The 13,094-nt window shown below is 64.3% G+C and carries 12 protein-coding genes; 5 read left to right on the forward strand and 7 right to left on the reverse strand.

Annotated elements, in window-relative coordinates:
- Positions 1-6 precede the first annotated feature (6 nt).
- The 4 genes from QM797_RS20690 to QM797_RS20705 are packed head-to-tail and all read left to right on the forward strand — an operon-like array spanning position 7 to position 3,720.
- Positions 7-762, forward strand: a complete 756-nt coding sequence (locus QM797_RS20690; protein ID WP_283277538.1) for an SDR family oxidoreductase — start codon at positions 7-9, stop codon at positions 760-762.
- Positions 755-1,792: an L-idonate 5-dehydrogenase gene (locus QM797_RS20695; protein WP_283277539.1), complete on the forward strand. Its 1,038-nt coding sequence runs from the start codon at positions 755-757 to the stop codon at positions 1,790-1,792. Before QM797_RS20690 ends, QM797_RS20695 begins: the two co-directional genes overlap by 8 nt.
- Positions 1,793-1,824: 32 nt before the next feature.
- Positions 1,825-3,036 (forward strand): aspartate transaminase, encoded by a 1,212-nt coding sequence (locus QM797_RS20700; protein WP_283277540.1) that lies wholly within the window; start codon positions 1,825-1,827, stop codon positions 3,034-3,036.
- 12 nt (positions 3,037-3,048) lie between these two features.
- Positions 3,049-3,720: a 4-carboxy-4-hydroxy-2-oxoadipate aldolase/oxaloacetate decarboxylase gene (locus tag QM797_RS20705; protein ID WP_283277541.1), complete on the forward strand. Its 672-nt coding sequence runs from the start codon at positions 3,049-3,051 to the stop codon at positions 3,718-3,720.
- A gap of 1 nt (position 3,721) precedes the next feature.
- On the opposite strand, the gene madC is transcribed toward QM797_RS20705, so the two are convergent.
- The 6 genes from madC to QM797_RS20735 all read right to left on the reverse strand — a co-directional run bounded on the left by madC (position 3,722) and on the right by QM797_RS20735 (position 11,078).
- Entirely contained in the window at positions 3,722-5,239 is a 1,518-nt protein-coding gene (gene madC / locus QM797_RS20710) for a MadC family VWA domain-containing protein (RefSeq protein WP_283277542.1), read from the reverse strand.
- Positions 5,236-6,273, reverse strand: a complete 1,038-nt coding sequence (locus QM797_RS20715; protein ID WP_283277543.1) for a MadB family AAA-type ATPase — start codon at positions 6,271-6,273, stop codon at positions 5,236-5,238. Before QM797_RS20715 ends, madC begins: the two co-directional genes overlap by 4 nt.
- An 83-nt stretch (positions 6,274-6,356) precedes the next feature.
- Positions 6,357-7,628: an NDMA-dependent methanol dehydrogenase gene (mdo, locus tag QM797_RS20720; protein ID WP_283277544.1), complete on the reverse strand. Its 1,272-nt coding sequence runs from the start codon at positions 7,626-7,628 to the stop codon at positions 6,357-6,359.
- A gap of 196 nt (positions 7,629-7,824) precedes the next feature.
- A complete protein-coding gene (locus tag QM797_RS20725) occupies positions 7,825-9,057 on the reverse strand; it encodes an MFS transporter (protein ID WP_283277545.1) in 1,233 nt (410 codons plus the stop codon).
- A 75-nt stretch (positions 9,058-9,132) separates the two neighbouring features.
- A complete protein-coding gene (locus tag QM797_RS20730; protein WP_283277546.1) occupies positions 9,133-9,909 on the reverse strand; it encodes a glutamate racemase in 777 nt (258 codons plus the stop codon).
- Entirely contained in the window at positions 9,906-11,078 is a 1,173-nt protein-coding gene (locus QM797_RS20735) for a cystathionine gamma-synthase (protein ID WP_283277547.1), read from the reverse strand. The genes QM797_RS20730 and QM797_RS20735 overlap by 4 nt, the downstream gene beginning before the upstream one ends.
- Positions 11,079-11,159: 81 nt before the next feature.
- Between QM797_RS20735 and QM797_RS20740 the strand changes: the two genes are divergently transcribed.
- Positions 11,160-12,332 carry an acyl-CoA dehydrogenase family protein gene (locus tag QM797_RS20740; protein ID WP_283277548.1) on the forward strand — a complete coding sequence of 391 codons (1,173 nt, stop codon included), beginning with the start codon at positions 11,160-11,162 and terminating at the stop codon, positions 12,330-12,332.
- Positions 12,333-12,373: 41 nt separating this feature from the next.
- Here the strand turns inward: QM797_RS20740 and QM797_RS20745 are convergent.
- Positions 12,374-13,094 (reverse strand): IS30 family transposase (locus QM797_RS20745; RefSeq protein WP_283277549.1); only part of this gene is annotated, 721 nt, incomplete at its 5' end.

Genomic DNA, 13,094 nt, shown 5'->3' on the forward strand with positions numbered 1-13,094 from the left:
TCTCTCATGCCATTCAGCGACTACCGCACGGCACTCGTCACCGGCGCAAACACCGGAATGGGTGCAAGCGCAACCGAACTACTCACCAAACGCGGGCTCACCGTGTACGGGCTGGCACGGAACAAGGACAAGCTCGACGACGTCGCGAGCCGCACCGGAATGATTCCGTTGGCGGTCGACATCACGGACACAGGTGCACTCGCCGACGCCGTAGCCGGACTGGAGATCGACATTCTGATCAACAATGCGGGCGTTTCGGCAACGGGAAACATTCTCGACGCCTCCGAGGAATCGGTCGATGCGATGGTCGACGTCAACCTGCGGGCCGTCCTGCACCTGTGTCGACTTCTGCTCCCCGGCATGGTCGATCGCGACCTCGGACACGTCGTCAACATCAGTTCCATCGCTGGTCTCTACAACTTCTACGGTCACACCGCCTATCACGCGACCAAAGCTGCGGTGCACCAGATCTCACGCCAGTTGCGCAACGACACCAAGGGCAAGCGCATCCGCGTGACCGAGATCTGCCCGGGACGTGTCGAGACCGAGATATTCGGACGCAACCTCGGAGGCACGCCCGAGGCGATGCAGGAAGCCTGGGACACTTTCTACGAGGGTTTCGAGTCCATCACCACCAAGGACATCGCCGATGCCATCGAGTTCGCCATCGACGCTCCACGCCACGTCAACATGGGCATGATGGAGATCATGCCGACGTTCCAGGTCCCCGGGGGCCTCGACTTCGTACGTCGTAATGACTGATGTGACGATGACCTTGGGAGTGGTCGCCCACGCCGCCGGGGATCTGCGTGTCGAACAGGTGCCGGTTCGGGATCCGCGCGCCGACGAAGCAGTGGTGGAGGTCGCCTTCGGCGGGGTGTGCGGTTCGGACTTGCACTACTGGACACACGGTGCGGCCGGCGAGTCCATTCTGAAGGCCCCGATGTTGCTCGGACACGAGGTCGTCGGAACAGTACTGAACGCGGCCTCGGACGGGTCAGGACCGTTTGCCGGAACGCGCGTTGCGGTCCATCCCGCAACGCCTCGGGCCGGCGAGGTACGGTATCCGCTGGATCGGCCCAACCTGTCCCCCGGCTGCACGTATCTCGGTAGTGCAGCTCGGTTTCCACATACCGAGGGTGCATTCGCCAAGTACGCGGTACTGCCGTCGCGCATGCTCAGACCGCTCCCCGCAGGTCTGGACTTTCGCACGGCAGCGGTTGCCGAGCCCGCCGCGGTGGCCTGGCATGCGGTGTCTCGAGCGGGGGACGTCGCGAACAAGCGTGCATTGGTCATCGGGTGCGGCCCGATCGGCGCACTGGTGGTCGCAGTGCTCGAACGTGCGGGTGCGGCAAACATCACCGCCGTCGACGTTCACGAGTTCCCCCGAGCGATAGCGTCAGAACTAGGTGCGACAACAGTTCTCGACGCCGTCGATTCCGATGCGATCGCCGCGGCCGACGCCGACGTCGTGATCGAATGCTCGGGTAACCGGTTCGGTCTCGAATCCGCAATCCGCGGTGCCACCCGCGGCGGACGAATCGTCATGCTCGGCCTGTTGCCCACCGGAATGCAGCCGGCTCCGTTGTCGTTGGTCATCACCCGCGAGCTCGAGCTGGTCGGGTCCTTCCGATTCAACGACGAGATCGACGAGGTTCTCGAGGCTCTGACCGACGGTTCGCTCGACGCATCGGCCGTCGTCACCCACACCTATCCAGTCGACGACGCACTGGAAGCCTTTGCAGTGGCACAGGACTCGTCGGTCTCCGGCAAGGTCCTGCTCGAATTCTGACCGTTCGCAACGCCCATCCACAGGAGAAATCCATGACCTCCATCACTCTCGCGTCCCGGGTCACCCGCATGCGCGAGTCACCCAGTGTTGCTGCAGCTCAACGTGTTCGCGAGCTGAAGTCACAGGGTCGCGAAATCCTCGACTTGACCGTCGGTGAGCCGGATTTCGACACCCCCGCGCACATCAAGGCCGCTGCGGTCACCGCAATGGATGCAGGCCTGACCAAGTACACACCGGTCAACGGCATCCCCGTACTGCGTGAGGCGATCGGTAAGCGGATACGCGAGAAGACCGGCCTCGACTACGATTCGGGTCGGATCACCATCGGCGGTGGAGCCAAACAAGTCATCTTCCTGGCGTTGATGGCGACCGTCGAAGCGGACGTCGAGGTCATCGTCCCGTCGCCGTACTGGGTCTCGTATCCGGACATGGTCTCGGCGCACGATGGCACCCCGGTGGTGGTCGATTGCCCGGAATCCGAGCATTTTCTGCTCACCCCGGCACGACTGGAAGCAGCGATCACCCCGGCGACCCGCTGGGTCATTCTCAACACCCCGTCGAATCCGACCGGGGCGATCTACACGGCCGAGCAACTCGATGGACTGGCCGACGTTCTGGACCGTCACCCCCACGTCCATGTGCTCTCGGACGAGATCTACGACGAGATAACCTATCTCGACGGTCCGGTGCCGAATCTTCTCGCTGTGGCACCGCGGCTGCAGGATCGTGTGTTCCTCACCAACGGGGTGTCGAAGTCCTATGCCATGACGGGATGGCGGCTCGGTTACGGTGTCGGCAGCCCCGAGTTGGTGGGCGCGATCAACAAGTTGCAGTCACAGTCGTCGTCCTGCCCGTCTTCGATCAGTCAGGCCGCCGCCGCCGAGGCCCTGACCGGTGACCAGAGCTTCGTCACCGAATCCGTTGCCAGCTATCGCCGTCGACGTGACATCACGTTCGAGCTACTGGATGCCATCGAGGGGCTCGAGCCGGTCCTGCCGCAGGGCGCGTTCTACCTCTTCGTCGGGTGCTCGGCATTGATCGGTGCGCGAACACCGGACGGTGACGTACTGGGCACCGATCAGGCCGTCGTGTTGTACCTACTCGATCACGCGTCGGTCGCGACGATCCAAGGGTCGGCGTACGGAGCCGACGGATACTTCCGAGTCTCGTTCGCCACGTCCGAGCACGTCCTGCGCTCTGCCGCTGCCGCCATCTCGACTGCCGTTTCTGATCTCACCCGATAAGGAAGTCTTCTCATGGTTCACGTCACCACCAAGATCGACCGCGCCGACCGAGCCCTCATCGAGGAGCTCGGCACGTTCTCGGCGGCCACCATTCACGAGGCGCAGGGCCGCTCCGGTGCCCTCGACGACGGCATCAAGCCACTCGATCGAGACATGTCGTTCTGTGGATCGGCCTTCACCGTCGTCTGTCATCCCCGAGACAACATCATGTTGCAGGTCGCAATCAGCTACGCGCAGCCGGGCGACGTGCTCATCGTCTCCTCGGGAGATCAGCCCGCCGGCCAGTTCGGCGATGTACTGGCCAATGCCTGTGTCGCTCGGGGCATCTCCGCCCTCGTCACCGACGGGGGTGTACGCGATTCGCGTGAGATTCGCGATCTCGGGTTCCCGGTGTTCAGCAAGTATCTTTGCATCCAGGGGACCGTGAAGGAATCGCTGGGACCCATCAACCAGCCGCTGGTGTTCGGCGGTCAACTGATCTACCCGGGGGACGTCATCAAGGGCGATTGCGATGGTGTGGTGCTCACGCGCCGCGAGAAAGTCCGCTCGGCCATCGACGCGTGCCGCGAACGCGACGCCGCCGAAGCCGAGTTCATCGAGCGGTACAAGCGCGGCGAAACACCGATCCAGGTAAGCAACCTGGCCGGTGTACTCGAGAGCAAAGGTCTGACCGTCGACGCGTAGGTCAGGACAGCGCGTGCCCCAGTTCGGCGGCCTGCGCCGTCAACTGCTCCCCGTCCCGCGCGACCACCACCCGGTCGCAGATCTGCTCGTAGTCCTCCATCGAGCACGCTGCCTGCGCCCAGTAACGGCGGGCTTCGGGGGTGATCCATGCGAGGCGGTGCACCTTGGACCGAATTTTCTCCAACGCGTCGAGTCCGGACGGCCGTCCGTTGCACCGACCGTCCCCGACGATGATCACGGCAGTGCGCTTGTTCAGCACATCCCCGTGCGAGTCCAGGAGATCGGTGAAGGTCTTGCCGTAATCGCTGCTGGCTTCGAGGTCCAATCGAGCGTCCGCAAGTACCGCGGCCAGTGCGCCGTCGCCCGTACTACCGAGCAAGGTGGTCGTCACGTCCACCGGTGCGTCCACGAAGCCCATCACCGTGCACCGGTGCGCGCGCGAATGCATGGCCTGCGCGAGTCGGAGCGCAAATGCGGTGATCGGCCGAACCGAGAGCGAAACATCAGCCAGAACGAGCAGTCGGACCTTGTCGGGTACAGGCGTTTTCGTCACCAGTCGGAAAGGGACACCGTCGGTACGCAGACTCGACCGGACGGTGCGTCGCATGTCGAGCGGGCCACGTGAATGTTCGCGTGGCCGCGGGCGCGGAGTACCCCGCATATGCCGCAACACTTCGTGGCTCGCGCGCTCGATCTCGGCATGCCGGCCAATGGCCTGCACCGCGCCGTCTGCCGGCACCGGCGACGACATCGTCCCGGTCACATCCCCCAGCGCCGCGACGAATGCCTCGACGGCATCGGTGATCCGATCCAGCATTGCGGCACTCAGCTCACCGGAATCACCTCCGTCACCGTAGACGCTGCTCGGATCGTAGGCGTCGAACCACGCCAGGATTCCGGCCGGATCTTGCCAGTTCAGCTGTCCTGCAACCGCTCCACTGGTACTCGACGCCAACTCCCCGGCCGCCGTCGACCCGGAACGCTCGAGGTCCACTGTGTAGGTGACGCCCCGTCTGCCCATGTCGCCGTCGGTATCGATGGACAGATCGTGATCCTCGGACGACAGACTGATGTCGTCGTCGTCCTTGTGCGGGTTGAAGCCCTTGTCGCCCTCGGGAGTATCGAGCAGATCTCCGATCTCGACGGCACGCTCGTTGTACTCGGCGTATTTCGCCGCCTCCTGGTCAGCTCCGACGTCCAGGTCGGTGGGGAGTCCGCCGGCCACCTGCGCGCCGACCGACGAACGATGCTCGTCCACAACGCTTTCTGCCGCGTCCTGGAACATCGACTCGAACGCGAGATCGAAGCCATGCTGTTCATGGTCGTACTTCGCACACGTCGCGCGCAGCGCGGCGCGCAGCACAGTCAGGTCACGTGCCCCGAGAAAACCGAGGACACGTCGTACCTCGATGACCTCGGCCGGCGACGCGGCAACGCCGCAGCGCCGCAGAATTCGCCCGAATACCGCCGCCAACACATCGAGCAGTACCGACGGCGTGAACGGCGCGACAGCAGTCATCGCCGAATCCCGATGCCGCCCTTGTCGCGTCCGCCGTGGCCACGGAACGCGGTCGCCGTCGTGTTCGCGACGACTCCCAGCGACGTTGCCGCAGGCGATGACTCCACGGCCGGCCCAGCCATCGCGATCTTCATGTCCGACGAGTATTTGACAAGCGCGGCGAGCAGGTACTTGCGCGTCTCGTCGGTGTGGCCGAGGACCGACGCGATACGAGCCGCGTCGATCACTTCCGAGATCGACGGGCTCTTGCGTAGCGGTAGCTCACGCAATTCCGTTGCCAGTGCGACGATCTCGGACACGATGTGGGCGGGCACCTCGGGAGCGCGAGCGGTGACGATCTCTCGTTCGCGCGCCGCGGTCGGGTAGTCGAGGTGGAAGTGCAGGCAGCGCCGCTTGAGCGCGGAGGACAGCTCACGAGTGTCGTTGGAGGTCAATATCACCCACGGATCGCTGCGTGCGGTGAACGTACCGACCTCGGGAATGGTCACCTGTTTCTCGGCGAGCACCTCGAGCAGCAGTGCCTCCATGGACTCCTCGGTGCGATCGACCTCGTCGACGAGCAGAACCACCGGCTCCTCGGACAGAACCGATTCCAGTAGGGGACGCACCGACAGGAACGGTTCGGAATACAAACCGAAGTCTTTGGCCGCAAGCATCTTCGAGGCGTCGTCGATGTCGGTGACGTGCTGGGTGAGCGCACCGATGTGTTCGCGCAGCATCTGCACGTGCAGGAGCTGCTTGGCGTAATCCCACTCGTACAGCGCCCGGTTGTCGTCGAGACCCTCGTAGCACTGCAACCTCACGAGCTTCCGACCGCTCGCCGCAGCAAGGGATTTCGCCAGCTCCGTCTTGCCTACGCCCGCAGGCCCTTCGAGCAGAAGCGGGCGATCGAGCGCTGTCGCCAGATGCACCACCGTGGCGAGGTCGTCGTCGGCGATGTAGTCCTGCTCCCCGAGCGCGCGCTGCAGATCGGCCGCGTCGGTGAATCGAACGGTGCCGGTGTCGTCGCTACGCACTGTCGACAGCGAGGTCATGTGTTTCCCTTCGGACGGCGGCTGCGCCGCACGTGAACGGAACTTCGTACCCTGCTACGAAGTTCCGTTCACATGGGTGGCGGTTAGTACGACTCGTTGATCGCGTGCGAGACGACGGGGATCATCGACTCGACGGTGACCTCACGGGGGTTGCCCGGGGTGCACCAGTCTTCCTGGATATGCTCGGAGATCTTCAGAACCGACTTCTCGTCGCCCTTGATCACGTCACCCTTGCCGGCGTACTTGCCAGTGTTCATCCGGTTCTTGTCGTACGTCGCGGAACGGATCGATCCGAAGTTGTCGGGAATGCCGACGTCCTTGGCGAGCCGGATGGCGGCTTCGACGGCAGCGTCGGCGGCCTGAACGGTGGTCATGTTCTTGGTGTCGACGCCCATGGCCACGGCGATCTCCGCATAGCGCTCGTAGCGTGAGGGCAGGTTGTACTCCCACACGCGCGGCAGAGCGATGGCGTTGTTCAGGCCGTGAGCGCTGTCGTAGAACGCGCTGATCGCATGCGAGATCGAGTGAATGACACCGAGTCCGCCGGAGTTGAATGCTTGCGTGGCGATGTACTGGGCGTTCATCATGCCCTCACGAGCCTTCAGATTGCCCGGGTCGTACACGGCCTCGCGAAGATGCTTGGACACCAGGCCGATCGAGTAGATCGCGTTACCCAGCGACGGCGCGAAGTCGAGACGCGAGACGTACGGCTCGGCACCGTGCGCAAGAACGTCGAATCCACAGAACGCTGTCCACTGCTGGGGGCAGGTGTAGTACAGCAGCGGATCGTCCAGTGCCAGAGTCGGTGTGGACGCCTCGTCGAAGGCGAGCCACTTGTGCGGCTTCTCCATGTCCGAGGTGTCGGTGATGACGTACGCCCAGGAGGTCTCCGAACCTGTACCGGCGGTGGTCGATACGGCGATGTGCGGCGGGTTCTGCTTGTTCGTGGACTTGGAGAATCCCTCGAACTCGTTGATGTTGCGGCCGTCGTGGGCGACGACGACGCGAATGCCCTTGGCTGCGTCGTGGCTCGAGCCACCACCGACGGAGATGACGCTGTCGCACTTCTCCTTCTGGTAGAGCGCGGCACCGTCCATGACGTTGTAGTCCTTGGGGTTGGACTCGATCTTGTCGTAGAGGACCACCTCGACGCCCTGGTACTCGATCTTGCCGATCAGTTCCTCGATGATGCCCGACCCGCGTAGACCGGTCGTGACGAGCAGCGAGCGCTTGAACCCGAGTTCCTTGGCCTCGACGCCGATCATGTCGTGGGCACCGACTCCCAGCTTGGCGCGCGGCAGCGGGTGAAACTCCTTGATGGGAAATTCCCAGATCTGATTGAGCTCGATAACCATCGGTGTCTCCTCGGTGAGTGTGAGTCGAAGACGCCTTCCTCTGTGATCGGCGTCTCACTGATGACCACACTGTCTGCCCGGCCCCGCGATGGGAACACCCAGCCGGGCGAACTCTGCCAACGACGCACCGAACTACCCGATCGGGCAGGGCTCCTCGCTCATCCTCGGCAGGGGTCACTCGACCGAGATTGCTGCACTATCGATTACGACGCCGAGCCACCGAGAACCCGAGAACCGAGATCAGCGCGAGCGCGATGACGAACGCCCCGTACACCTCCACCGTCGTGCTGAGCCCCAATCGGTGGACGGCCAGTCCGGCGACCACCGCCGGCACGCTGAACGCGAGATAGCTGATGACGAACGTCGTGGCGAACACTCCACCGCGCTCTGCTGCGGGAACCAGAGTGCCGAGTGTGCGCATCGCACCGAGAAAAGTTGCTCCCCAGCCTGATCCGGCGATCACAGCCCCGACGAAGTACAACACGATCGAGCCGATCTGCACCGACACCAGAGTGAGTGCGACGCCGGCCGCCAGCACCGTGGCCCCGATCATCATCACCGCGCGGGGAAACCCGTTGCGCACCACAGCAGCTGCCACTGCTCCCGAGGCGAACAGCGCGAAAATCTCGAGTCCACCGACGATGTGGTTGTCGATGCCGAAAACGGTGCCGACGATCGACGGACCGAGCGACAGGTGAAACCCGCCCAATGACCAGGTCGCGAACACAGCAGGAGCGATGAGGAAGAACGGTGCCCGCACGGACTTCGGAATCGACGCTCGCGGCAGCAGCGTCGACGCGAGGTGGCGTCGGGAATCGAAGCCGCGCATCGCCGACGTCTCCGGCACGAACAGCAGCGCCACCGCGAGGACGAGCGCCGCGGCGATCAGCAGCGCGAACACGAGAATCTGGGGCGCAGGTGCCAGTTGCACGAGCAACCCGGCACCGAGCGCCCCGCCCGCCAACCCCAGGGAGGGCGCGATGCTGTTGAGCAACGGCCCGGTGGAGACGTTCGGCTGCAGATCGATGACCGCTGCACTCATCGCACCCGTGGCCGCGCCTGCTGCTATTCCCTGCACGACGCGTGCCGCGATGAGGAGCGGCACGCTGTCGGCGACGATGAACAGCACCAGGCTGACAACCAACAACAGCAGCGACGCGATCAGGATCGGCTTGCGTCCGATGTGGTCCGACAGGCTGCCGACGGTGAGCAACGTCGACAGCAATGCGACCGCGTAGACGGCAAAGATGACCGTGAGCGTGATCGCGCTGAATCCCCAGGACTGCTGGTAGACCGGATACAACGGTGACGGTGCTGCCGAGGACGCCATCAGCACGATGAAGGCGACACCGACCACCCAGAAGGCGTACCGGTGCGGCATCCTCACCGCAGTCCTTCCGGTACTACCCCGCGTTTCCACGTCGACCATGTGTTGTCCCTCCACCGCAGCGACCGTTACCTCAGTGAAGGACAACGCGTAGGACGGTCTCGCATTCCCGGCGACTCAGAATCGGTGTGCTCCTGCGCCGTCGAGCAGCAGCTGTCCTTCGCGATAACGCTGCGCGCTCGCAGGCAATTCGCCCTCGACCCCACTGAGCCACACCGATACGCGCCCGGTTCCGGAAGTGGCCGAACCGACCTCGTCGACGCGTCGGATCGTCTGGTTGGCCACGGCCTCCGCGCTGTCGAACATCGTCACCACGGTGGGCAGCTGCGCCACGATCTCGTCGAGCACCAGCGGGTAGTGCGTGCACCCCATCACGATGGACTCGACGTCGTCCGGAGTGGACGCCACTGCAGCGGCGATCGCTGCGCTGATACCAGGAGCGTCACCGCGGTCGATCGCATCGGCAAGACCATGGCAGGCCACACTCGTCACCGTCCGATGCGACGCGAACTCCTCGATCAAGCGCGCTTGATACGCACTTGCCGTCGTTGCCGCCGTCGCCCAGATCGCGATCCGATCACTCACCGCCGCAGCGGGTTTGATCGCCGGTACGGTCCCCACCACCGGCACGGAATCGCCGAGCGCGGCCCGCACGTGGCTCAGCGCCGTCACACTGGCGGTATTGCACGGGAGCACGACCACCTCGGCACCGAGGTCGACGGCATGCTGCGCGGTACCGACCACCCGGTCGATGACCCACCGGTCCGGCTTGGGGCCCCATGGAGCGTTGTCGGGGTCCATCATCAGCACCAGATCGAGCTCGGGACGCAGGCTGCGCAGCCGTGCAGCCGTCGGGACCATTCCCAGGCCCGAGTCGATCAGTGCGACGATCATGCCAGCGCTTGCTCGACGTCACCGACCAGATCGGCACCGTCCTCGATACCGACCGACAGCCGCACCAGGTCGTCGGGAACTTCGAGCAACGAACCGGCCGTCGACGCGTGGGTCATTGCACCGGGGTGTTCGATCAACGATTCAACGCCACCCAGGGACTCTGCGAGAGTGAAGATTTCGGTCTTCGCGCAGAAGTCCAGTGCTGCCTGCTTGCCGCCGGCCAGGCGCACCGAGACCATGCCACCGAAGCGTCGCATCTGCTTCGCGGCGACCGCGTGAGACGGGTGCGATTCGAGTCCGGGGTAGATGACCTGCGAGATGGCCGGGTGCCCGTCGAGGAATTCGACGATCTTTTCGGCGTTGTCGCTGTGCCGTTCCATCCGCAGCGCGAGGGTCTTGATGCCGCGCAAGGTCAGGAACGCGTCGAACGGCCCCGGAACTCCGCCCGCTCCGTTCTGCAAGAACGCGAACGCCGTATCGAGTTCTTCGCTGTCGGTCACCAACGCGCCGCCGACGACATCGGAATGTCCGCCGATGTACTTGGTGGTCGAATGCAGCACCACGTCGGCACCGAGGCTCAGGGGCTGCTGCAGGTACGGCGACGCGAACGTGTTGTCGACGACGAGCTTGGCCCCACCCTCGTGCGCGACGCCCGACAGCGCCTCGATGTCGCCGACGTTGAGCAACGGGTTGGTGGGCGTCTCGACCCAGACGAGCTTGGTGTTCGGGCGCATCGCTGCGCGCACCTCGTCGACATCCGACACCGCGGCCACCGAGTACTCGATGCCCCACTGGGTGAAGACTTTGTCGATCAATCGGTACGTGCCGCCGTAGGCGTCGTTGGGGATGACGAGATGGTCGCCGGGACGCAGCGCCGAACGCAGCAAGCAGTCGGTCGCCGCCATGCCCGAGGAGAACGCCCGACCGTAGGTGCCCGACTCGATGGCCGCGAGATTCGCTTCGAGCGGCCGACGCGTCGGGTTGCCGGTACGCGCGTACTCGAATCCGTTGCGCATACCGCCGACGCCGTCCTGGGCGAAGGTGGAGCTGGCATAGATCGGCACGTTCACTGCGCCGGTCAGCGGATCCGGCTCGTAGCCGGCGTGAACCGCCTTGGTGGAAAAGCCCTGCCAGGACGTGTTGTCTGCCTTGCTGCGCTGCTCACTCATGGCCTCCACACTAATCGGCCTGCTGCGCCCGGCGGGGGCGTGGGTAACCTGCGAAGACAACCCCCAGCGGAAAGAGGCACCGTGGCCAACTCCCAGAGCGTCGACGAACTGTTCGCGATCGATTCACTCCTCGACGACGAGGAACGCCAGATCCGGGACACCGTGCGCAAGTTCGGCAACGAGCGCATCCGCCCGCACATCGCCGACTGGTTCGACGAGGGCACGGTACCGGCGCGAGAGCTCGCCAAGGAACTCGGCTCGCTCGGCCTGCTCGGCATGCACCTCGAGGGCTACGGCTGCGCCGGAACGTCCGCGACGGCATACGGCCTGGCCTGCCTCGAACTCGAGGCCATCGACTCCGGCATCCGCTCACTGGTCTCGGTGCAGGGCTCGCTGGCGATGTTCGCAATCTGGAAGTACGGGTCCGAGGAACAGAAGCAGCAGTGGTTACCGGGAATGGCGGAGGGATCGCTGATCGGCTGCTTCGGACTCACCGAGGCCGACTACGGGTCGAACCCCGGCGGCATGCTCACCCGCGCCAAGCGCGACGGTGACGACTGGATCCTCAACGGCAGCAAGATGTGGATCACCAACGGACCGGTCGCCGACGTCGCCGTCGTCTGGGCGCAGACCGACGACAAGATCCGTGGTTTCGTCGTACCGACCGACACACCGGGATTCACCGCGAACACGGTCAAGAAGAAGCTCTCGCTGCGTGCCTCGATCACGGGTGAGCTGGTTTTCGACGACGTACGGCTCCCTGCCGATGCGGTGCTGCCCGAGGCCCGCGGCCTGAGCGGACCGTTGAGCTGCCTCAACGAGGCCCGCTTCGGCATCGTCTTCGGCGCGATGGGCGCAGCTCGGGACTGCATCGAGTCGGCCATCGAGTACTCGAAGACCCGCGCGGTGTTCGACAAGCCCCTCGCCGGATACCAGATCACTCAGGCCAAGCTCGCGAACATGGCCCTCGAACTCGGCAAAGGGCAGCTACTCGCCCTGCACCTGGGCCGGCTCAAGGACAAGGGCGAGCTGCCGGGTGAGCGGGTGTCGCTCGGCAAGCTCAACAACGTGCGTGAGGCCATCAAAATCGCGCGAGAATGCCGAACGATCTTGGGGGCCAACGGGATCACGCTGGAGTACCCGGTGCTCCGACATGCCAACAACCTCGAATCCGTGCTCACGTACGAGGGCACATCCGAGGTCCATCAACTGGTGATCGGGCAGGCACTGACCGGCTCGAGCGCGGTGCGATAGAGAGCGGCTGCGCCGCAGGTGAGTGGAACTTCGTGACGGGTTCACGTGGTCGTCGCAACGAGCAGTCGTTTGTTGTACTCCTCGAGTGGAGTATCCCATCCCAGGGTTTTTCTTGGGCGGTTGTTCAGTAGAGCGGCGACCTCGTCGAGTCGTTCAGGACCGTGCACCGACAGATCGGTGCCCTTCTTGAAGTACTGACGGAGCAGACCGTTGGTGTTCTCGTTGGTTCCCCGCTGCCACGGGGAGTGCGGATCGCAGAAGTAGATCTGCACCCCTGTGGCGACGGTGATCTCGGCGTGCTTGGCCATCTCCCTCCCCTGGTCCCAGGTGATCGAACGCATCAGTGCCGCAGGCAGTTCCGTGATTTTGGCCGCCATCGCCTCGGCCACCGACGCGGCAGAATGATCGTTGGGCAGATGCAGCAACATCACCAACCTCGACGTGCGTTCGACCAATGTTCCGATCGCCGACCCGCCCTTGGTACCGATGATCAGATCACCCTCCCAATGCCCGGGAACCTGACGATCGGCGACATCGGCGGGCCGCTCGGAGATGTTGACCATCCCCGGGATTCTCGATCGCCGTTCGGTGGTCCGACGATGCGCAAGCCGCACCGGCCGACCCGTCCGAAGATGCCTGGTCAGCTCCTTGGTCAGGCCACCTTTGCTCTGAACGTAGAGGGTCTGGTAAATCGTTTCGTGCGACACGTGCATCTCCGGCGAATGAGGAAATTCCTTCCTCAGTGTCGCCGAGATCTGCTCC

It is taken from the genome of Rhodococcus sp. IEGM 1381, from assembly GCF_030056795.1.
Classification (GTDB): domain Bacteria; phylum Actinomycetota; class Actinomycetes; order Mycobacteriales; family Mycobacteriaceae; genus Rhodococcoides.

Coding starts and splice junctions, on each gene's coding strand:
- QM797_RS20690 (WP_283277538.1), top strand. CDS start 7: ATGCCATTCAGCGACTACCGCACGGCACTCGTCACCGGCGCAAACACC.
- QM797_RS20695 (WP_283277539.1), top strand. CDS start 755: ATGACTGATGTGACGATGACCTTGGGAGTGGTCGCCCACGCCGCCGGG.
- QM797_RS20700 (WP_283277540.1), top strand. CDS start 1,825: ATGACCTCCATCACTCTCGCGTCCCGGGTCACCCGCATGCGCGAGTCA.
- QM797_RS20705 (WP_283277541.1), top strand. CDS start 3,049: ATGGTTCACGTCACCACCAAGATCGACCGCGCCGACCGAGCCCTCATC.
- madC (WP_283277542.1), bottom strand. CDS start 5,239: ATGACTGCTGTCGCGCCGTTCACGCCGTCGGTACTGCTCGATGTGTTG.
- QM797_RS20715 (WP_283277543.1), bottom strand. CDS start 6,273: ATGACCTCGCTGTCGACAGTGCGTAGCGACGACACCGGCACCGTTCGA.
- mdo (WP_283277544.1), bottom strand. CDS start 7,628: ATGGTTATCGAGCTCAATCAGATCTGGGAATTTCCCATCAAGGAGTTT.
- QM797_RS20725 (WP_283277545.1), bottom strand. CDS start 9,057: ATGGTCGACGTGGAAACGCGGGGTAGTACCGGAAGGACTGCGGTGAGG.
- QM797_RS20730 (WP_283277546.1), bottom strand. CDS start 9,909: ATGATCGTCGCACTGATCGACTCGGGCCTGGGAATGGTCCCGACGGCT.
- QM797_RS20735 (WP_283277547.1), bottom strand. CDS start 11,078: ATGAGTGAGCAGCGCAGCAAGGCAGACAACACGTCCTGGCAGGGCTTT.